Annotated in this window: 17 protein-coding genes; 7 read left to right on the top strand and 10 right to left on the bottom strand. The window is 70.9% G+C overall.

All coding sequences use genetic code 11. The annotated features are described in order from the left end of the window. Positions 1 to 46 precede the first annotated feature (46 nt). Together ACU5E9_RS11045 and ACU5E9_RS11040 are read right to left on the bottom strand one after the other, a co-directional pair. Positions 47 to 1,036 carry a formylglycine-generating enzyme family protein gene (locus ACU5E9_RS11045; RefSeq protein ID WP_456813532.1) on the bottom strand — a complete coding sequence of 330 codons (990 nt, stop codon included), beginning with the start codon at positions 1,034 to 1,036 and terminating at the stop codon, positions 47 to 49. A 135-nt stretch (positions 1,037 to 1,171) separates the two neighbouring features. After that, positions 1,172 to 2,737 (bottom strand): DUF222 domain-containing protein, encoded by a 1,566-nt coding sequence (locus ACU5E9_RS11040; protein ID WP_456809961.1) that lies wholly within the window; start codon positions 2,735 to 2,737, stop codon positions 1,172 to 1,174. Positions 2,738 to 2,868: 131 nt separating this feature from the next. Here ACU5E9_RS11040 and moaA point away from each other — a divergent pair, with 131 nt between their 5' ends. Further along, on the top strand, positions 2,869 to 3,981 hold the full coding sequence (moaA, locus tag ACU5E9_RS11035) for a GTP 3',8-cyclase MoaA (protein ID WP_456809960.1): 1,113 nt from the start codon (positions 2,869 to 2,871) through the stop codon (positions 3,979 to 3,981). Between the two features lie 44 nt (positions 3,982 to 4,025). Next, positions 4,026 to 4,784, top strand: coding sequence for a helix-turn-helix transcriptional regulator (locus ACU5E9_RS11030; protein WP_456809959.1), 759 nt, complete (start codon positions 4,026 to 4,028; stop codon positions 4,782 to 4,784). A gap of 55 nt (positions 4,785 to 4,839) precedes the next feature. Here the strand turns inward: ACU5E9_RS11030 and ACU5E9_RS11025 are convergent, their stop codons facing one another. Further along, positions 4,840 to 5,181: a non-heme iron oxygenase ferredoxin subunit gene (locus ACU5E9_RS11025; protein ID WP_456809958.1), complete on the bottom strand. Its 342-nt coding sequence runs from the start codon at positions 5,179 to 5,181 to the stop codon at positions 4,840 to 4,842. Positions 5,182 to 5,307: 126 nt separating this feature from the next. Here ACU5E9_RS11025 and ACU5E9_RS11020 point away from each other — a divergent pair, with 126 nt between their 5' ends. The 3 genes from ACU5E9_RS11020 to ACU5E9_RS11010 are packed head-to-tail and all read left to right on the top strand — an operon-like array spanning position 5,308 to position 9,474. After that, positions 5,308 to 5,628 carry a DUF2249 domain-containing protein gene (locus ACU5E9_RS11020; protein WP_456809957.1) on the top strand — a complete coding sequence of 107 codons (321 nt, stop codon included), beginning with the start codon at positions 5,308 to 5,310 and terminating at the stop codon, positions 5,626 to 5,628. 25 nt (positions 5,629 to 5,653) lie between these two features. After that, positions 5,654 to 6,793: a hypothetical protein gene (locus ACU5E9_RS11015; RefSeq protein ID WP_456809956.1), complete on the top strand. Its 1,140-nt coding sequence runs from the start codon at positions 5,654 to 5,656 to the stop codon at positions 6,791 to 6,793. Continuing rightward, positions 6,790 to 9,474 (top strand): multicopper oxidase domain-containing protein, encoded by a 2,685-nt coding sequence (locus ACU5E9_RS11010; protein WP_456809955.1) that lies wholly within the window; start codon positions 6,790 to 6,792, stop codon positions 9,472 to 9,474. Before ACU5E9_RS11015 ends, ACU5E9_RS11010 begins: the two co-directional genes overlap by 4 nt. On the opposite strand, the gene ACU5E9_RS11005 is transcribed toward ACU5E9_RS11010, so the two are convergent. The 7 genes from ACU5E9_RS11005 to ACU5E9_RS10975 all read right to left on the bottom strand — a co-directional run bounded on the left by ACU5E9_RS11005 (position 9,455) and on the right by ACU5E9_RS10975 (position 16,356). Next, positions 9,455 to 10,129: a lysoplasmalogenase gene (locus ACU5E9_RS11005; RefSeq protein ID WP_456809954.1), complete on the bottom strand. Its 675-nt coding sequence runs from the start codon at positions 10,127 to 10,129 to the stop codon at positions 9,455 to 9,457. The two genes, ACU5E9_RS11010 and ACU5E9_RS11005, sit on opposite strands and share 20 nt — an antisense overlap. Before the next feature lie 106 nt (positions 10,130 to 10,235). Further along, positions 10,236 to 11,114, bottom strand: coding sequence for an alpha/beta fold hydrolase (locus ACU5E9_RS11000; protein ID WP_456809953.1), 879 nt, complete (start codon positions 11,112 to 11,114; stop codon positions 10,236 to 10,238). A gap of 80 nt (positions 11,115 to 11,194) precedes the next feature. Continuing rightward, a complete protein-coding gene (locus ACU5E9_RS10995; RefSeq protein WP_456809952.1) occupies positions 11,195 to 11,677 on the bottom strand; it encodes a hypothetical protein in 483 nt (160 codons plus the stop codon). 109 nt (positions 11,678 to 11,786) lie between these two features. Beyond that, complete coding sequence (gene cofD, locus ACU5E9_RS10990) at positions 11,787 to 13,286, bottom strand: 2-phospho-L-lactate transferase (RefSeq protein ID WP_456809951.1); 1,500 nt, start codon at positions 13,284 to 13,286, stop codon at positions 11,787 to 11,789. Continuing rightward, on the bottom strand, positions 13,283 to 14,227 hold the full coding sequence (locus ACU5E9_RS10985) for an ABC transporter ATP-binding protein (RefSeq protein WP_456809950.1): 945 nt from the start codon (positions 14,225 to 14,227) through the stop codon (positions 13,283 to 13,285). Before ACU5E9_RS10985 ends, cofD begins: the two co-directional genes overlap by 4 nt. Beyond that, positions 14,224 to 15,309 carry a putative F420-0 ABC transporter permease subunit gene (locus ACU5E9_RS10980; protein WP_456809949.1) on the bottom strand — a complete coding sequence of 362 codons (1,086 nt, stop codon included), beginning with the start codon at positions 15,307 to 15,309 and terminating at the stop codon, positions 14,224 to 14,226. Before ACU5E9_RS10980 ends, ACU5E9_RS10985 begins: the two co-directional genes overlap by 4 nt. Before the next feature lie 54 nt (positions 15,310 to 15,363). Continuing rightward, a complete protein-coding gene (locus ACU5E9_RS10975) occupies positions 15,364 to 16,356 on the bottom strand; it encodes a putative F420-0 ABC transporter substrate-binding protein (protein ID WP_456809948.1) in 993 nt (330 codons plus the stop codon). Between the two features lie 393 nt (positions 16,357 to 16,749). Between ACU5E9_RS10975 and ACU5E9_RS10970 the strand changes: the two genes are divergently transcribed. Next, complete coding sequence (locus ACU5E9_RS10970) at positions 16,750 to 17,730, top strand: LacI family DNA-binding transcriptional regulator (protein ID WP_456809947.1); 981 nt, start codon at positions 16,750 to 16,752, stop codon at positions 17,728 to 17,730. 119 nt (positions 17,731 to 17,849) lie between these two features. Further along, positions 17,850 to 19,163: an ABC transporter substrate-binding protein gene (locus ACU5E9_RS10965; protein WP_456809946.1), complete on the top strand. Its 1,314-nt coding sequence runs from the start codon at positions 17,850 to 17,852 to the stop codon at positions 19,161 to 19,163. Positions 19,164 to 19,212: the final 49 nt, after the last annotated feature.

Raw genomic sequence — 19,212 nt, 5'->3', positions numbered from 1 at the left:
TTACCCCGGCCAGCCCGCTTCAAGGCGGTCCGGAGCCGCCCGGTCTCTACGCCAGCGCGACGGTGCGGAAGCCGATGTTGCCGGCGGCGGAATCCGGCGTGTTCGAGGCGCGGGCGGAGTTGCGGTACCGGTTGCAGTAGGAGTCGTGGCAGAGGTAGGAACCGCCGCGCATGACTCGCTGGCTGCCGGTTGCCGGTCCTCCCGGATTGGTGCTCGGGGAATGGCGATAAGATTCTTCCGCCCACCAGTCGGCGCACCATTCCCAGACGTTGCCGACGCTCTGCCAGAGGCCGTACCCGTTCGGGGCGAACTCGCGCACCGGCGCCGTGGTGAGCCAACCGTCGGCGAGGGTATTCACCGCGGGAAACCGGCCCTGCCAGATGTTGCAGCGTTGGCCCTCGTCCCACTCGTCGCCCCATGGGTAGCGCCGGCCGTCCAGTCCGCCGCGGGCGGCGCACTCCCACTCCGCCTCGGTGGGCAGCCTGCGGCCGGCCCAGGCGCAGTACGCCAGGGCGTCGTTCCAGCTCACCTGCACCACCGGATGCTCGGCCAGCGCGTCGAGGGACGACAACGGCCCGGCCGGATGCGCCCAATCGGCGCCGCGCACACCCAGCCACCAGGGTGTCTGCGGCGGTTGGCCGACGATGTCGTCGAGCTCGGCCTTCAGAGCCAGGTGGAACACCGCGGAGTATCCGAACAGCTCGGATTCGGTGGTGTACCCGGTGGCATGGACGAAGCGGGCGAAGGCCGCGTTGGTGACGGCGGTCGCATCGATGGAGAAGGCATCCACCCGCACCTCATGCACGGGCGTCTCGCCGTCGCCGGGATTGCCGGCGCCGTCGGCGTCGCCCATCCGGAACAGCTGCCGGGGCACAATCGCCTGGTCCAGGTCGTGTCCGCCCGCCGATTCGGCGGCGGCCCCGCCCGGCCCCACGGCTCCGGCCGGATCGGCGTTCCCGGCCTCGGGCTGCGCCGCGGCCAGCCCGGCGCTCCGGGTCTCCTCCCGGGCGGGTGTGCAGCAACTGTGGTCATCCATCGTCACCCGCAGACCCTAGCGCGGCGCTCGGCCCGCAACTACCCCGCTACCGGTGAGGCACACCTCGTCTGAGCCGGTGGCCTGGATGCGGAGTGGGGCTCGGCTGTGGCGAGGGGCGTAGATGCGGTGCGGTGCTCAGCTGCGCCGAGGGTGGTTGCGGTTGGGCATCGCGATGAGTGTCTGGCCGGGGTCGATGGTGGCGGGTGGTCTCAGCCAGTATCGGCCGGTGTTTTCGAAGATTTGCCAGCGTTGGTTGTGCAGGAGCATGTGGTGGGCGTGGCAGAGCAGGATGCCCTGGTTGATGTCGGTTCGGCCGTGGTCGCGGAGCCAGTGTTCGATGTGGTGCGCTTCGGTGAAGGATGGCGGTTTGTCGCAGCCGGGCCATATGCAGCCGCCGTCGCGGGCGGCCATGGCTCGGCGTTGGGCCCGGTTGAACAGGCGTTGTTCGTGACCGACGTCGAGCGGCCGGTTGTGCTCGTCGAACCGGATCTCGATCGAGCCGGAGTCGCAGATCAGGCGTTCGAGGGTTTCGGGGGAGACCGGGGCGTTGTTGCCCTCGATGTTGCCGTGGCCGGCCTGGCCGGTCGGGCAGATCAGGATGTCGTCGGCTGCGGCGGGCCGGGCGGCGGGGGTGGCGGTGGTGAGGATCTGGACGGCGGGGCGGCGGCCGCCGAGCATCTCGTTCGGGTTGATGGTGGTGCCGGCCTTGAGGAGGTCGAGGAAGCCGTCGCAGGTGATCTGGGTGGTGGTGCGGGGGTCGTCTTTGACTCGTTTGGCCCAGGCGGCTCGGTCGGTGTCGACGAAACGCACGCCGCCGCGGCGGGGGCTGGTGAGGCTGTCGAAGGTGGACTTGATGAACTCGCCCTGCTCGGGCGGAAAAAGTCCGTCCACGCGGACCTGGCCGGTATCGAGGGTCCAGATGCGCAGGTAGCGGTCGTCCCAGGCCTTCTGTTCCCGCACCCGGATGCCGGCCTCATCGAGGGTGTCGCGGGTCTGCCGGGCCTGCTTGAGCAGCTGGTCCACGTTCAACGTCTGCGCGTCGGTGAGGAGCTGGGCCAGGGCGTCGGCGAGGACCGGGCCGGTGACGACCGTGTCGATGTCGCCGAGGCCGGTGCGCAGGGCGTGGGCGGTGTCGATCGAGATTGTGCCGTCGTTCACCGCCCGCGAGATCGGGGCGTGCCACGGCAGCGGTGTCGGCGGTAGGAGGGGAGCGACCGGGCCGGGGGCGTCCGGGCCGAGGGCGTCCGGGGCGTCGGGGTCGAGGGCGTCGGGGTCGAGGGCGTCGTCGAGGAGCCGTCGAGCGGCCTCCGCGGCCTCCGCGTCGGCTTGGGCCTGGGCTTCTTCGGCTTCGGCGAGCATCCGGCCCACGCCGACGAGTTTGCGGGATTCGACCTTGGTGCTGCCGGTCAGCTCCTGGATCAACGCCTCGGGGTTGGGGAAGCCCTGCTGTGCGGCCAGGCCGGACTGGCCCAACTCCCACCGGGATCGCTGGGCGAGGGTCTTCGCCATCCACGCCTTGCGGGTGTCGAGCTCACGTTGGGCCTGCGCGAGAGTCTTCTGACCGGCCAGGACATCGGCATCCGAGAGGGCGTCGTAATCGGCACTGCACGAGCCCAGCCGGGCCACCGAACCCGCCGCATCCACCAACGCATCGTCGCCCGAACGGGCGAACGTGTCTGCGATGGTGGACTGGTTTGTCATGCCTTCAAAGTAGCCCGATAACGAAGGTTTGTGTGAGTAATTGTCAACTTGTGGATAACTCGGGTGGCAGAGTCGGCTACCTCTCGGGCGCTGTGAGGTAAACCGCGCTCGTTCGGGGTTAGGGTCGGTGTATGTCCGGCGCACCCTTCACAGCGCACGTTGCCGCGCCAGTCGAGGCAGCCGCCGGTCGGCCTGCCCCGGCAGCGAATGCCCCGCTCGTGGACACCCTCGATCGTCCGCTGCACGACCTGCGCCTGTCGGTCACCGACCGGTGCAACTTCCGCTGCGTGTACTGCATGCCCAAGGAGGTCTTCGGCAAGGACTTCGCCTTCATGCCCCGTGACGAGATGCTCTCGTTCGACGAGATGACCCGGCTGGCGCGCATCTCGGTGGCGCACGGCGTGGAGAAGATCCGGCTCACCGGCGGCGAACCGCTGCTGCGGAAGGGCCTCGAGGAGCTCATCGCGATGCTCGCTGAGCTGCGCACCCCCGCCGGCCGTGCGGTCGACATCGCCCTCACCACCAACGGCTCGGCACTGGGCGTGAAGGCGCAAGCGCTCAAGGATGCCGGCCTCAAGCGCGTGACCGTCTCGCTCGACTCCCTCGACGACACCACCTTCCGGGCCATGAACGACGTCAACTTCCCCGTCGCCCGCATCCTGGCCGGCCTGGACGCCGCCCACGCCGTGGGCCTCGGCCCGATCAAGATCAACATGGTGGTCAAGCGCGGCCAGAACGACCACGACATCGTCAACATGGCCCGGCACTTCAAGGGCACCCCCTACATCCTCCGGTTCATCGAGTTCATGGACGTGGGCACGAGCAACGGCTGGGACATGGGGGCCGTGCTTCCCTCCAGCGAGGTGCGTGACCGCATCCACGCCGAGCTGCCGCTCGAAGAGGTGGCCCCCAACTACACCGGCGAGACCAGCCGCCGCTGGCGCTACGTCGACGGCGGGGGCGAGATCGGCCTGATCTCCAGCGTCACCCAGTCGTTCTGCCACACGTGCTCCCGCGCCCGCGTCTCCACCGACGGCAAGCTGTTCACCTGCCTGTTCGCCAGTGAAGGCCACGACCTGCGCGCGCTGCTCCGCGATGGCAGCAGCGACGAACAGCTCTCCGCCGCGATGGGCGCCATCTGGCGCCAGCGCACCGACCGGGCCTCGCAGCTGCGCAGCGCCCAGACCGGTGCGGTGCGCTCGTCGGGCCGTAAGAAGATCGAGATGTCCTACATCGGCGGATGACCGCCGCTCACGCCGGTTAAACCGCACGCTGCTACTCTCAATTCATGGTTTCGACCGATCGACAGGGTGCCCGGCAGGTTGCCCTGGCCAGTGAGCCACGTCGCCGCGTGCTCGGCCTGCTCACCGCGGCCGGCGGTCCGCTCGACGCCGTCACTGTTGCCGCGGGAATGGGCCTGCACGTCACGACGGCCCGCTTCCACCTGGAGCAGCTCGAGGCCGTCGGGCTCGTCGAGCGCCGCATCAACCGCGCGGGCGGGCGCGGCCGCCCGCAGGTGCTGTTCAGTCCGGTGGCCGAACCGTTGCCCGTCGAGGACGCGCAGCAGCAACTGATGCAGGCCCTCGCCGCCGTGATCGGCGAGGACGACGACGGCGGCCGGGCCCGGTCGGTGCGCGCCGGCGAGCGCTGGTCGGCGCAGTATTCGGCCGCGGCGGATGCCCCGTCGGCGGAAATCCCCGTCACCGGCGGCCCCGTCGTCCTTGAACCCACCGCCGACGGCCCCGTCGCACCTGATCCCACCGCGGAGGACACGTTCGCCGGCGCGGTGGTGCCCACGCTGCTGCGGGTGCTCACCGAGATCGGCTTCGAGCCGGAGCTCGACGCCGACGAGGCCACCATCGCGCTGCCCGCCTGCCCGTTCCGGGCCGAGGCGCGGCAAAACCCCGATGTGGTGTGCTCGGTGCACCTGGGCCTGTTGAAGGGCGTCGCGCGGTCGCTCGGCCACAACGGCGACGGCATCCGCCTGCGCCCCTTTGTGCAGCCGCACCTGTGCCTGGTCGAGCTGCCCCACCGCCTCGCGAACTGAGAGAAAAGCCCCGAAAAGGCCCGCCAAATGTGGGGCTTTTCTCACGGCTCGCGGGCTAAAGGGTTGCGTAGGTGGAGACGTCGATTGGGGTGCTTACGTCGACGTAGACGTCGCCGTCGACGATGGTAAGCGGGTAGACCGGCACGGGCTCGGAGGCCGGCAGGGTGCGGGCCCGGCCGGTGGACAACTCGAACCGGCCGCCGTGTGCCCAGCACTCCAGGTCGTCACCCTCGACGAAGCCGTCCGAGAGGGAAATGTCGGCGTGCGAGCACATGTCACCGAGGGCGAAGCAGTTGCCGGCACTGTCCTTCACCAGGGCCACCGCCACGCCGTCGACGATCATCTTGATCGCTTCGCCGAGCTCCAGCTCGGATTCCGCGCACACCCTGGTAGGCACCTGCTCCTCATTTCCTGCCGGTTGTCGGTCCGGCGTCAGTGATGGGACGAACGTCCCGATTAAAAGGATAGGCATCCTCTAAAGTGGCGGAACAGGGTCATTCGACCCGGCCAAAGGAGATTTCTTGTGACTGCCGAACCGATCATCCTGACGTCCAGCCGTCCCGGCGCCGTCGATGCCCCCGCACAGCACGGCTGCGCCTGCGGTCACGAGGATCCCGACAACATCGTGCTCGACACCCGCGCCATTCCGCACGCCATCCGGCACGCCACCATCTTCGGCGCCCTCGGGGTCATCCAGCCCGGCTTCTCCCTCGACCTCGTCGCCTCCCACGACCCGCTGCCGCTGCTCGCGCAGCTCGAGAACAGCCGCCCCGGCGACTTCGCCGTCACCTACCTCGAGAACGGCCCGGAGGCCTGGACCATCCGCCTCACCCGCGCCAACTAGGCCGCGCCGCCACCGAACCACGCCGATGACCACGCTGAGCCCCATCCGCCGCACCGGCCGCGCCGCAAGCGGCACCGGCCCGGCGGCGCGCCCCAGGGTCACCGCGCGACTCGGCTTCCTGCTGCTCGGCGGCATCGCCCTCCTCGCCGGGCTCGACGGCGCCCTGCTGCTGCTCGGCCTGGCCGCGCCGGTGGACAGCGCCCGGCTCACCGCGGTGCACGGCCCGCTGATGGTGTTCGGCTTCGTCGGCACCGTCGTCGTGCTCGAACGGGCCGTGGCGGTGCGCCGCGGCTGGGCCTACCTCGCGCCCGGCATGCTCGGCGCCGGCGGTCTCGCCCTCATCTCGCCGTTGCCGCTCGTCGTGGGCCAGGCCGCCCTGGTCGCCGGCAGCGCCATGCTGCTGGCCATCTACGCCGCGATCTGGCAGAAGCAGGCCGCCGTCTCCACCGCGGTGCAGGCCCTGGGCGCCGTGCTCGGCCTGATGGCCACGGCGTTCTGGCTGCGCGGCATCGGCATCCCGCAGCTCGCCCCGCTGCTGATTCTCTACCTGGTGCTCACCATCGCCGGCGAACGCCTCGAACTGTCCCGCGTCTCGCCCACCGTCGACCGCCGCGCCGAAGAGTGGATGCTCGGCATCAGCCTGGCCCTCGGCTTCGGCGCTGTCGTCGCGCTGGTCTGGCCGGCGGCCGGCTACCCGCTGCTCGGGGCGGGGATGCTCGCGCTCGTCATCTGGCTGTTCCGGCACGACGTTGCCACCCGCCTGGTGCGCTCCACGGGGCTGCCCCGGTACATGGCCGCCTGCCTGCTCACCGGGTACGGCTGGCTCGTCGTGGTCGGCGGCATCTGGGTTCTGCGCGGCCCGGTCTACTCCGGGCCCGCCTACGATGCGGTGATGCACGCCGTGTTCCTCGGCTTCGTGATGTCGATGATCATGGCGCACGCCCCCACGATCCTGCCGGCCGTGCTGCGCCGGCCGTTGCCGTACCGCCCCGTGATGTACCTGCCGGCGGCGCTGCTGCACGTCTCACTGCTGGCCCGGGTTCTGCTCGGCGACGCCCACGGCTGGCCGGTGCTGGTGCAGTGGGGCGGCGTCTTCAACATCGTCGCGGTGCTGCTGTTCGTGCTCGTCGCTGTCACGTCGATCCTGAAGGGCGCCAGGACGTGAAGGACAGGCTCTGGCACATCGTCTCGGGCAGCCTGGTGCCCGCCTGGCTGGCTGCCGCCGTCATCCTCACCCTGTTGCACCGGATGGTTCCCGCGTCGGGCTGGCTGCTCGTGCACCTATTGCTGCTCGGTGCGGTGAGCACCGCCATCCTGATCTGGAGCCAGCACTTCGCCGACACGCTGCTGCGGCGGAAGGCCCTCGGGCACCGGATCTCGCTCGGATTGCGCCTGGCCGCGCACACCGTGGGCGCCATCGCGGTCATGACCGGCATGGTCGCCGGCTGGTTCCCGGTGGTGCTGGTCGGCGGCATCCTCGTGGGCCTGAACGCGCTCGCGCACGCCGTCGTGGTCGTCGCCCAATCGCGGGGCGCCCTGCCGGGCCGGTTCGCGCCGCTGGTGCGCTACTACGTGGCCAGCGCCGTGATGCTCGCCGCCGGCGTGACCCTGGGCATCCTGATGGCCCGGCTCGACGGCGGCGGCGAGGCCTACGAACGGCTCTTCATCGGCCACCTCGGCCTCAACCTGCTCGGCTGGGTGGGCCTCACCGTGATCGGCACCATCGCGCTGCTCTGGCCCACCGTGCTGCACACCCGCGTCGAGGGCGCCACGGTGGCCGCCGGCAGCACCCTGCCGGTGCTGGTGGGCGGCCTGGCGCTGCTCACGCTCGGCTGCCTCGCCGACCTGCGGCTCGTCGTGGCGCTCGGTGTCCTGGTCTACCTGATTGCGCTCGGCCGGGTGCTCTGGGAGGCCGTCGGGCACCTGCTCCGGGCGCCCGCGGTGACGTTCGCCGCCTGGAGCCTCGGCGCCGCGCAGGTCTGGTTCGCCCTCTGCACCCTCGGGTTCGGCCTGCAGGTGGCGCTCGCCCCGAGCTGGACGGCCGCGGCCGCCGGCGTCGAAACCCTGGTGCCGTACTTCGCGATCGGCTTTGCCGCGCAGGTCCTGCTCGGTGCCCTCAGCCACCTCGTGCCCGTCGTGCTCGGCGGTGGCCCGGCCGCCCTCAAGGCCACGGCGGCCGAGCTGGACCGCGGCGGCCTGTTCCGGGTGGTGGTCGTCAACGGCGGCCTCGGCCTGTCGCTGCTGCCGGTGTCGAGCACCCTCACGGTGACGCTGTCCCTGGTGATAGTGGCCACCCTGGCCGGCTTCCTGATCCTGTTCGCACGGGCGCTCCGCACCAACCGGCGGGTGCGCGCCCTGCCGCTCGTGCGCGTGGCGCCGGGGGAGCGGCCGCTGCCGCCGAACAGACCGCGCACGACGGGGCGGATGCTCGCGGCCGCGAGCGTGCTGCTGTTCACGGTGACCGTGGGCATCCTCGTCGACCCCGCCTCGGTGGGCCTGGCCACGGTGTCGACGCCGGCCGCACGTGCGGCCGCCGCCGACGCCGTCGCGACCGGCCGCACCACCACGGTGGCGGTGGACATGGTGGACACCCGGTTCGTGCCCGACCGCATCGAGGTGCCGGTCGGCGATGAGCTCGTGATCACCCTCACCAACAGTGACGACATGGCGCACAACCTGGTGCTGGAGTCCGGGCTGGTCTCCGCGACCCTGGACCCGGGCGCATCCGAGACGGTGGCCGTGGGCGTGATCGGCGCGAGCGTGGACGGTTGGTGCTCGATCGCCGGCCACCGGCTGCTGGACATGGAGCTCAGCATCGTCGCGGTAGGTGCAGCGCCCGTCGACGGGTCGGCGGGCAGTGCCGCCGAGGACGGCGACGGCACGTCGATGGACGGCGTGGCGGGCACGTCAGCGAACGGCGCCCACACCGGCCACGGCGCGGCCGCGACGGAGACCTCCGCCGCCGACGACCTCGACCCCATGGCCGAACCCGACACCGCGTTCGAGGCGCGCGACGCCGCGCTGCCGCCCGCCGCATCCGCCACCGTGCACCGGCAGACCCTCACCGTGCAGAACGTGGAGACCGAGGTGGCCCCCGGCGTCACCCAGATGCTCTGGACCTTCAACGGCACCGCGCCCGGCCCCACCCTGCGCGGCACGGTGGGCGACGTGTTCGAGATCACCCTGGTGAACGCGGGCACGGTCGGGCACTCCATCGACTTCCATGCCGGTGCCGTGGCGCCGGATGACGTGATGCGCACCATCCGACCCGGCGAGAGCCTGCTCTACACCTTCACCGCCACCCGGTCGGGCATCTGGCTGTACCACTGCTCCACCATGCCCATGTCGGTGCACATCGCCAACGGCATGTTCGGCGCCGTGATCATCGACCCGCCCGGCCTGGCCGCGGTGGACCACGAGTACCTGGTCGTGCAGTCCGAGCTCTACCTCGGCGCGCAGGGCGCCGAAGTGGACGCCGCCAAGGTCGAGGCGCAAACCCCCGACCTGGTGGTCTTCAACGGCTACGCCAACCAGTACGCCGCCCGGCCGCTCAGGGCCAGGGCGGGCCAGACCGTGCGGGTGTGGGTGCTCGCGGCCGGGCCCAATGTGGGCAGCGCCTTCCACGTCGTCGGCGGCCAGTTCCACACCGTGTACAAGGAGGGGGACTACCTGCTCAAGGATGGCGGCAGCACCGGCACCGGCGGCTCCCAGGTGCTTGACCTGGCGGCCGCGCAGGGCGGTTTCGTCGAGCTCACCTTCACTGCGGCCGGCCGCTATCCCTTCGTCAGCCACGTCATGTCGGATGCCGAAAAGGGCGCCCGGGGCATCATCGAGGTGCTGCCGTAGCCACCCGGTCCTGCTCGTGCCGCAGGATCCCCCACACGATGAGCGTCTGGGCCGCGAGGTAGGTCGCCATGATCAGGAAGTCCACCAGGGGGATGCCGGCATCCGGCAGGAATTTGTTGGCGGCCAGGATCGAGTCGGAGGCGACGAACAACGCCCCACCCCAGGCGACCCAGCGGTTGCACCGGGAGGCGAAGACCGCCATCGCCGTGAGCACGATGCCGTAGGCGACCACCGGAATCAGCAGCGAGCCGGTGTGCGCCCCCAGAATCATCAGCAACACGACGAGCCAGCCCACGTAGACGATGGCCCACCAGCGCACCCGGCGCACTGCGAGCCGGGTGGCGAACAGCACAAGGTAGGCAATGTGCGCGAGCAGGAAGAAGACGAGCCCGACGACGAACCAGCGAAGCGTGACGTCTCCCACCCAGGAGAACACTAGGGCGATCAGCCCGAGCAGGATCGCCGGCGCGCGACGCTGCGGCGCGGCCCAGATCAGCGCGATCGCCAGGGCCGGCATGAGCAGCGGCTTCGTCCACTCCACCACGCCGGGCAACGCCAGCAGGATGGCACCCAAGTGAACCAGGCCGGCCACGATGACGGGCAGCCAGGGAACAACGGAAGACGCCGGCTGGACCGCAATTCGGGATTCAGGCACTGTGCTCACTTCGGTGTGGGGCGGATGTCTCCCTCACTGTACTGAGGTGCGGCCCGGGCGGGAGGCCCGCGGCAAGCGTCAGCGCGCCGCCGGCGGCGAGGCCTGGTCAGAGCGTGATGTCATCGCGGCCGGCGCCCGGCTCGGCCCGGTCGGTCGGCGAGACGGCGTCGTCCGGCGGGTCGAGGAAGGAGAGCACGTCGGGCACGAAGGCCGGGTCCAGCGTGGTGCCCATATGGCCGCGGCCGGGATACAGGGCGAGGCGACCGCGGGGGATGCCGTCCGCGGTTTCGCGGAACAGCTCAGCCGGGTAGTACGCGTCCCGGTCCCCGCCGATCACGAGGGTGGGGGCCGAGATATCGGCCAGCCTGGACCGCAGGTCGAAGGTGTCCTCGGCCCGGATCGTGGTGATGAGGTCGGCCGTGGCATGGGCGAAGTAACTCTTGCCGATCAACCAGCCGAGGCCGGCCAGTAGCCGGCTGGAGCGGGGACCGGCACCGAGCATCCGCATCTGCTCGGAGCTGGCGGCGCGCGGCCGCCCGTCGAGCACGTTGTCGGCGACCCGCAGTTGGCTGTCCCTGCCCTCCTCGCCCAACCGGTACGCGGCCGAAAGGGTCACGAGCCGCTTCACCACGGCCGGGTGATCGGCGGCGAGCTGCAACGCCACGGATCCGCCGGTGGAGTGGCCGATCACGTCGACGGGCTCGTCGAAGCGCAGGAGCATGGCCTTGGCGTAGTCGGCGGCGATGTCGGCCATGGTGGCATCGGGGTCGAGGCCCGGCCGGCGGTTCACCCACCACACCCGGCGGGACGCCGCGAACAGCATCAGTTGCCGGGTCTGGAAACGGCGGTCACTGCCGCGGGGCGGTTCGTGGTTCGGGGTGATTCCGGGCAGGTAGACCAGCGGCGGGCCGGAGCCGACCGCGAGGAACGGCAGGCCGCCCGGCCAGGTGCCGTAGATGCGTGGCGACGTGGATGCGGTTGTCATGCGGCTGGTCCTTCCCTCGGAGGGGCGTCGACCTAGGCGAGAGTAGCCCGCCGAAACGTTCGCCGGGAGGCCGGGCCCGCTCAGGCGCTGTCGTCGTTACGGCGCCGCGGGGCCTGGTCGGCCGGTCGCGCCGCGGCCTCGGTCGGATGCGCGTCCACGGCGGCCGATCCGGTCTCGGGAGTCCCGGCGTCGTGCCGCCCGCCGCGGCGGATGTCCACCGTCGGGTCCAGCTCGTCGGCCTCCCGGCTGCGCTTCTCTGATTCGGCGCGCATGTCCTGCGCTTCGGCCTGGCGCTGGTCGGCCTCATGCCGCAGCCGGTCGGCGTCGACCTGCGCCTGCTGGGCATCCGCCTGGGCCCGGGTGGCCTGGGCCTCGTTCTCCCTGGCGTCGATCGCGTGCGCCTCGGCATCCCGCCGCATCCCCTCAGCACGGCGCTGGTCTTCAATACGCTGGCGTTCACGCTCCTCCCGGCCGCGCCGCGCGGCGAAATAGACGATCACCCCGATGACGGCGAGCACGACGACGACGCCAACGATGATCCAGGTCAGGGTTGCGGTGTCCATGGCTGTTCCACCTTTCACCGACTTCGCATTGAGTAGGTTCACCGGCGATGATAGGCCGCCCCGTGCCGTCCCGCGCGGGCGGACGCGGTATCCGCGGCGCCGGTGCCGGTCAGGCGCCGGGGAGCCGGCGCACCACGTGCAGTCGTTCGAGGACGACCTGGGTGTCGTCGGAGACGGTGAAGCCAGGGTCGGCCAGGTGCGCGCGCATGGTTGCACCGTGCCAATACGCCTCGTGGCCGGCCCGCCAGGCCGCGACGGTGTCGTAGCCCTCTCCCTCGTCGCGGGCATGCTGGAGATCCACGTCACCCAGCCTGGTCACCCGCACCGCCGTCGTCTCGATGACCGCCACCGGTCGCTCGCCCGAGTCGACCAGCAGTTGCCGGCTGCCGACGGTGGGCAACGGTTCGTTCTCGACGCCGTACTCGAGCAGGGTCGAGGTGGTCGAGGTCTTAGACCCGTCCAGGATCGCTGCCACGAGCCGGTCTCGGAGTGGGCCGGGAAACGCGAACTCCGCCACCGGCAGGGCGGAGTCGGGGAGGTCGTTCGGGTCGGTGCTGTCGGCGAGACCCAGTGCGGCCTCCGCGATCCGGGCGGTCGCGGCGACGTCGGTCATCCAGAGCGGCACGGCGGCCGAGCGGATGCCGGCGGCTTCGAGCACGGGAACGGCCGCGGCATCCGCCTCGTCAACGAGCCAGGCGTCGAGCACGCCGTCGCCCTGGCGGGAGCCGTAGTGCAGGCCGACAGCAAGGGCGGAGGTCTCCACACCGATGGTGGTCAGGCAGGCGTCGGCCATGCCCCGCACCGCGGAGCCGGCGATGATCGGTGCGATGCCCACGACCCGGGCCGTGGTGGTGCGGAGGGCCTGGCGGATGCCCGGGATGGCGAGGATGGTGCCCACCGAGACGACCGGGTTGGACGGCGGCAGGATCACCAGGTCAGCGGTGAGGATGGCCTCGATCACGCCAGGCGCCGCGACGGCGTCGGCCAGGCCAACCTGCACGAACTCGGTGACGGCCTTGGTGGCGCGGTAGCGCACCCACCACTCCTCGAAGTGGATGAGGTCGCCGGCGCGGTGTTCGTCGACGTCCTCGGCCAGGCGCACGTGCGTCTCGACGAACTGGTCGCTCATCGGCAGCAGGGTGGCGCCGGGCTGCCAGCGCCGGCAGAGGAACTCGGTGGCGGCGCTGAGGGTGGCGCCACTCCGGAGCAGGTCGGTGCGCACGATGTGGGTGGCGAGGTCGAGGTCGCCGAGGGTGAACCACGACCAGCCGCGGCCATAGGCGGCGATCTCGGCGGAGGTGCGCCGGGATTCGTCGGTGCGGCCCCAGCCCTGCTCCTCGCTGATGCCGCCGCCGAGGGTGTACATCACGGTGTCGAGGTCGGGGCAGATGCGCAGCCCGTCGAGCCACATGTCGTCGCCGGTGTTGACGATCACGGTGACCGCGCTGGGGCCCACTTCGTGCGTCGAGTTGCCGGAAAGTGCCCCTTCCGTGCTGCCGAAGGCGGTGTTCGCCGCAACTCGTGCGTCCTCGGAGGCCAGCTGCTGCAGCAACCCGCGGGTGAACCGGGCGCCGCCGACACCTCCGGCGAGGACGGTGACTCGGGTCATGGGGTTCCTTCGTTTCGGCGGTGCTGGTCGTCGGGGCCGGAGAACACGATCACCGGGCGCCCGGTGCGGGGGTGCGGCACGATGTCGCAGTCGACGCCGTAGACAGACTGGATGATCTCGGGCCGCAGCACCTCGGTTGGGGTGCCGAATGCGGCAACCCGGCCGGCCTGCAGCAGCACGATGCGGTCGCAGTAGGCGGCGGCGAGGTTGAGGTCGTGCAGGGCGAGCACCGAGGTGAGACCGAGTCCGCGCACCTGGTGCAGCAACGACAGCTGGGCGCTCACGTCGAGGTGGTTGGTCGGTTCATCGAGCAGCAGCAGGCTCGGCCGCTGCGCCAGGGCGCGGGCGATCTGCACCCGCTGCTGCTGGCCGCCGCTGAGGGTGTGCCAGCGCCGGTCGATGAGGTCGGCGGCGCCGACCATGGCCAGGGACTCGGTGGCGACGGCCAGGTCGTCCTCGCCGCCGAAGCTGCCGAGCAGCCGGCTGCGGTGCGGGATGCGGCCGAGCAGCACCACTTCACGCACGGACAGGTCGACGCTGGGCGCCACGTTCTGCTCGAGCAGGGCGATGCGCCGGGCGGCCTCGCGCCTGCGGAGCTGCCCCACGACGGCGCCGTCGAGCGCGACCGTGCCGGCATCCGCCCGGTCGATGCCGGCGATGATGCGCAGCAGGGTCGACTTGCCCGCGCCGTTGGGGCCGAGCAGCCCGGTGACGGTGCCGGGCGGCAGCGTGGCCGACACCTCGTGCAGGATGTGGGCGCCCTCGATGCTGAGGGACACCCCGTCGAGCAGAACGCCCGCCACCCCCACGTCGCCCGGCGGTGCCGAGAGGACAGCTGGGGCCACTTGGGCGCCGCCGGACTGCCCCGAAGTGCCTTCTCGCGCGCCCGAATTCGGCGAGAGGCCGGCGGATGCGGCGGCCGGGCCGCGCTGGGCGCTCATGCCCAGGCCGCGCTTCGCTTGCGCTTGATCAGCAGGATGAACACGGGCACCCCGATGAACGCGGTGATGATCCCCACCGGCAGCTCCCGCGGGTCGAAGACCGTGCGGGCGAGGGTGTCGGCGAGCACCAGGAACAGCGCGCCCACCACGGCGACAAGCGGCAGTAGACGCCGGTGGCCCGGGCCGCTGAGGCCGCGCACCAGGTGCGGCAGGATGAGCCCGACGAAGCCGATCGCCCCGCTCACCGCCACCATCGCGCCGGTGAGCAGCGCCACCGCCACCAGGAACCCCCAGCGGGTGGCGTTCACGTTGATGCCCAGTGACGCGGCGTTGGTATCGCCGAAGGTGAATGCATCCAGCCGGCTCGCGGCCAGCAGGATGCCGGTGCCGACCAGGAGCAACGCCACCGCGGAGATCAGCACGCTGCTCCACGAGCTTCCGGCGAGTGAACCGAGCAGCCAGTTGAGGATCTCGCGGTAGGAGTCGCCCTTGGCGGCCCAGAAGATGATGAAGGAGGTGCCTGCCGAGCCCAGCTGGGCGATCGCCAGCCCGGCCAACACGGCCCGGCCCGGGGTGATGCTGCCGCCGACGCGGGCGATGTTGAGGGTGGCGAACAGGGCGATCAGCGCCCCGGCGAACGCCGCGGCCGGCAGCGCGAAGCCGACCCCGAGGATCACGACGCAGACCGCGCCGAGCGACGCCCCGGAGGACAGCCCGAGCAGGTACGGGTCTGCCAGCGGGTTGCGGGTGACGCTCTGCATCACGGCGCCGCTGAGCGCGAGGCCCGCACCCACCATCGCGGCGGTGAGTACCCGCGGCATCCGCAGCTGCCAGACGATGGCGTCGGTGAGCGGCGGCACCGGCGACCCGACCGGCAGGCCGAGGTGCGCGCCGACGCTGCCCAGCACCTGGGCCAGGGTCACATCGGCGGGGCCGATGGTCACGGCCACCGCACACCCGAGCAGCAGGGCGAAAGTGGCCGTGACGAGCCAGAACGCGTAGCGACCCGGCTGGTTACTCGCGGCCGGCGTGGCGCGGGGCGCGGTGATGCGGGGCCCCTGCACCCTCGTGCTGCCGCTCATGGTTTGTCCTTCGGTTGGAACGGCCCGGCCAGATGCCTGACCGAGCATGTTGCCCTACTTCGTGTCGAGCGCGGCGAGCTGATCGATGATCGACGACGCCGCCTCCACGTTCCGAATCCCGGCCTCGCTCGCCGCGAACGGCACCACGATGTAACGCTCGTTGAGCACGGCGTCGAGCCCGGCGGTCGCCGGGTTGGCCTTGAGGTTCGCGATCTTCGAGTCGGCAGTGTTCCAGGTGGCGTCGACGAGCACGATCACGCTCGGGTTCGCGGCCACGACGGACTCCCAGCCGGCGGAGGTCCAGGTGTCCTGCACGTCGGCGAAGATGTTGGTGAGCCCGGCGGCTTCCATGATCATCTGCGGCGCCCCGATGCCGGCGCCCACATACGGGGTGTCGGTGCCGCTGGAGTACCAGAGCGCCGTGGTGTTCTCGGCGGCGGGCGTGAGCGCGGCCAGTTCGGCCTCCTGGTCGGCGACGAGCTCGGCGGCGGCGTCCGGCACACCGAACAGCGCGCCGGCCTCGTCGATCTCGGCAAAGACGGTGTCGAAGGTGAGCGGGTCGGGCATGGCGTCGCCCTTGCAGGCGGCCGGCGACACGTAGCTGCCGATGCCCAGGTCGGCCAGGGCGCTGCGCTCGCCGACTCCTTCGGCCGAGAAGTTGGACTCCCAGCCGCCGTAGACGAAGTCGGGGGTGAGCGCCAGCACGGCCTCCTGGCCGGGGACGAAGTCGCTGATCACGTTCAGATCGGCGCCGGCCTTGTCGAGGGATGCCGGAAGCGGGCCGTCGAGGAACGCCGAGCCCACGATCCGGTCGCCGAGCCCCAGGGCGAGCAGCAGCTCGGTGGTGGTGGACTTGATCGTGACGATCCGCTCGGGCGCTGAGCCGACGGTGACGGTGGTGTCGCAGTTCTCCACCGTGACCGGGAAGGCGCCGTCTGAGCCGGCCGACTCGGAGGGAGCAGGCTCCGCGGCGGTCGATCCGGAGGCGCAGCCGGCGAGGAGCAACACGGCCGCCGTAGTGGTGAGGGCGGAAAAGCGAATCTTCATGGGACCAATCTGAGGCGGAGCCGGGCGGGCGCGCTGCGGCGGGCGGGTCCGTCGTCGACGAGTGAGCAGGGCAACGGGCTGCCGCGGCGCAACGGCGGGCGCCGCGAGGTGGGGGGAGCGAAACGAGAGGCAAAGCCCCGACCTGCCGCCCAAATCCGGGCCAGCGCAACCGGTCAGATCGAACCGGGGGTCGCAACCAGCCTAAACCCATCGTGTTCAGAGCGGATGCGCCGCCTCCGCCCGTCCCCGCGCTCGCCTGCGCACCGCAGCCTGGCAGTGTTTCGTAAACGTTTGCGCTGCCCGCCGACGGTTGCCTAGCCTCAATCAACGGAAGAACGTAAACGATTGCGGCGCCGCTCGGCGCGGATCATGTACGACCCAACGGAGGGCTGGATGGTGACGATCAGAGACGTGGCACGCTATGCCGGCGTTTCGCCCGCGACGGTGTCCCGCGTGGTGAACGGCCTGACCGGGTACTCCAAGACCACCCAGCTACGGGTGGAAGAGGCCGTGCTGGCTCTCAACTACGAGCCGGACTCCCTCGCCCGCGGCCTGAAGACTAAGCAGTCCGCGGTCATCGGGGTGCTGGCACCGCTGGTATCCGACGCGCTGGCCTCCGAGATCATGGGCGGTGTCGAGAGCGCGGCGCGCTCGCGGGGCTACTCGGTCATGCTCGGACGCACCGGCCTCGGCTCCGAGCACGCCGCCGGCTACCTGCGCACCCTGCGCACCTATCGGGCAGCGGGCGTCATTCTCATCTCCGCGGCCATCACCGCCGACATGCGCCGCGCCCTCGGTTCCGGCATCCCCCTCGTCTCCGTCGCGATCCGCGACGGCCTGCGGTTTCCCAGCCTCGCCATCGACGACGAACGAGCGGCCTACGACGGCACCCGGTACCTGATCGGGCTGGGCCACCGGCACATCGGCCTCCTGGCCGGCGACCCCCAGTCGGTGCTGGTGAACACGGTTCGTGAGCGCGGCTACCTGCGCGCCATGGCCGAGGCCGGTTTGCCCGCGGTGCTCGAACAGGGCAACTCGCTTTACGACAGCGCCCCGCCCGCCCTCGGCCGCCTGCTTCGGCGGGACCCGCTCCTGACCGCGGTCTTCGCCCTGAGCGATGAAATGGCGGCGGCCGTGGTGAACGACCTGCAGCGTCTGGGCCGCCGCGTGCCCGAGGACGTGTCGGTGCTCGGCTTTGACAACACCCGCACCGCCAGGCACGTGCACCCGGCGCTGAGCACGATCGCGCAGCCGCTCGAGAAGATGGGCGAGCTTGCTGTCGAAAGACTGCTGGCGGGAACCGACCTCCGGCCACGCATCCTGCCCCACCGCTTGGTAGAACGCGGGTCGACCACCCAGGTGGCGCTCGGCTGAGCGCGGGCGGCCCTGCCGCCGCGCAGGCCAGACACCCGGCACACCCTGTCCTTCCTCCATGCCCATTTCCCCGGCGACACAGCCACCCCTGCAATGCACCCCCACTAGAAGGAGACATCATGAAGCAACGAAGCCATGATCGGCGCGGAGTCCTCAGCGCCGCACTGGTAACCGTCGGAGTCCTCGCGCTCACGTCTTGCGCCAGCGGAGCCGGCACCCCCGCAGCGTCGAGCGACGCGGCCGAGCTCACCGGCCGCGGCCCGATCACGTACGTCAGCAGCCCCGACGCCTCCGGCGCAGCCCAGCAGACCATCGACGCCTGGAACGCCGAGCATCCCGACGAACTCGTCGACTGGATCGAACTGCCGTTGGACGCCGACCAACAGCGCCAGCAGATGGTGCAGAACGCCCAGGTGAAGGGTGAGGCGTACACCGTGCTCAATCTCGACGTGGTGTGGACCTCGGAGTTCGCCGCCAACCGGTGGATCACAGCCCTGCCCGAAAACGCCCTGCCGCTCGACGCGGAGATCCCGGCCACGGTCGAGGCCGCGCGCTACCGCGACACCCTCTACGCGGCCCCGTACTACACGGATGCCGCGCTGTTGTACTCGCGCACCGACCTGATGCAGGCCGCCGGCGTCACGGAGCCGCCCGAGACCTGGGCCGAGATGCAGAAGGCCTGCGACGCAGTCCTGGCTCTGCCGGAGGCCGCCGAGATGTCCTGCTACGCCGGCCAGTTCGACAAGAACGAGGGCCTCACCGTCAACTTCAGCGAGGCGGTGAACTCCGCCGGCGGTTCCCTGTTCAACGCCGACGGCGAACCCACCGTCGACACCCCGGAGGCCCTGACCGCGCTGAATTTCCTCGTCGACGGTTTCGACAGCGGCATGATCCCCGAGGAGGCCATCACCTTCCAGGAGGAGCAGGGCCGGCAGTCCTTCCTCGACGGCAACCTCGTGTTCCTCCGCAACTGGCCCTACGTCTACGCCTCCTTCATCGCCACGGATGGTTCCAGCGCCGTGCAGGGCAAGTTCGGCACCAGCCCCATTCCCGGCGAGACGGGCCCCGGCGTCTCCACCCTCGGCGGCCGCAACATCGCGATCTCGAGCTACGCCGAGAACAAGGCCACGGCGCTGGACTTCATCGCCTTCTTCACCGGCCAGGAGCAGGAGGGTGAACGTCTCGCCGTGAGCTCACGGGCACCGGTGTTCTCGGAGTTCTTCGCCGATGACGCCGTCACCGCACGCCTGCCGTACCTGCCCGACCTCCTCACCTCCCTCGAGAAGGCCCAGCCGCGACCCAAGGTCGTGCAGTACGGCGCCACCACTGCAGCGATCCAGGACGCCATCTACCCGGCACTCACCGGCGACACGACCCCGAAGGCGGCCCTGGCCGACCTGCAGCAGGCCCTCGCCGACATCACCGCTGAGTAACCGGCATCCACCCGTTTCACCGGCGGTCGCCGGGCACGTCCTGGCGACC

The sequence above is a fragment of the Cryobacterium sp. AP23 genome (assembly GCF_054075385.1).
The sequence above is the reverse complement of the archived record's forward strand: the minus strand, read 5'-3'. Positions and strand labels throughout refer to the sequence as shown.

What these genes read in the sequence shown, in the direction of transcription:
- ACU5E9_RS11045 (WP_456813532.1), bottom strand. Translation starts at nt 1,036, where the DNA reads ATGGATGACCACAGTTGCTGCACACCCGCCCGGGAGGAGACCCGGAGC.
- ACU5E9_RS11040 (WP_456809961.1), bottom strand. Translation starts at nt 2,737, where the DNA reads ATGACAAACCAGTCCACCATCGCAGACACGTTCGCCCGTTCGGGCGAC.
- moaA (WP_456809960.1), top strand. Translation starts at nt 2,869, where the DNA reads ATGTCCGGCGCACCCTTCACAGCGCACGTTGCCGCGCCAGTCGAGGCA.
- ACU5E9_RS11030 (WP_456809959.1), top strand. Translation starts at nt 4,026, where the DNA reads ATGGTTTCGACCGATCGACAGGGTGCCCGGCAGGTTGCCCTGGCCAGT.
- ACU5E9_RS11015 (WP_456809956.1), top strand. Translation starts at nt 5,654, where the DNA reads ATGACCACGCTGAGCCCCATCCGCCGCACCGGCCGCGCCGCAAGCGGC.
- ACU5E9_RS11000 (WP_456809953.1), bottom strand. Translation starts at nt 11,114, where the DNA reads ATGACAACCGCATCCACGTCGCCACGCATCTACGGCACCTGGCCGGGC.
- ACU5E9_RS10995 (WP_456809952.1), bottom strand. Translation starts at nt 11,677, where the DNA reads ATGGACACCGCAACCCTGACCTGGATCATCGTTGGCGTCGTCGTCGTG.
- cofD (WP_456809951.1), bottom strand. Translation starts at nt 13,286, where the DNA reads ATGACCCGAGTCACCGTCCTCGCCGGAGGTGTCGGCGGCGCCCGGTTC.
- ACU5E9_RS10985 (WP_456809950.1), bottom strand. Translation starts at nt 14,227, where the DNA reads ATGAGCGCCCAGCGCGGCCCGGCCGCCGCATCCGCCGGCCTCTCGCCG.
- ACU5E9_RS10980 (WP_456809949.1), bottom strand. Translation starts at nt 15,309, where the DNA reads ATGAGCGGCAGCACGAGGGTGCAGGGGCCCCGCATCACCGCGCCCCGC.
- ACU5E9_RS10975 (WP_456809948.1), bottom strand. Translation starts at nt 16,356, where the DNA reads ATGAAGATTCGCTTTTCCGCCCTCACCACTACGGCGGCCGTGTTGCTC.
- ACU5E9_RS10970 (WP_456809947.1), top strand. Translation starts at nt 16,750, where the DNA reads ATGGTGACGATCAGAGACGTGGCACGCTATGCCGGCGTTTCGCCCGCG.
- ACU5E9_RS10965 (WP_456809946.1), top strand. Translation starts at nt 17,850, where the DNA reads ATGAAGCAACGAAGCCATGATCGGCGCGGAGTCCTCAGCGCCGCACTG.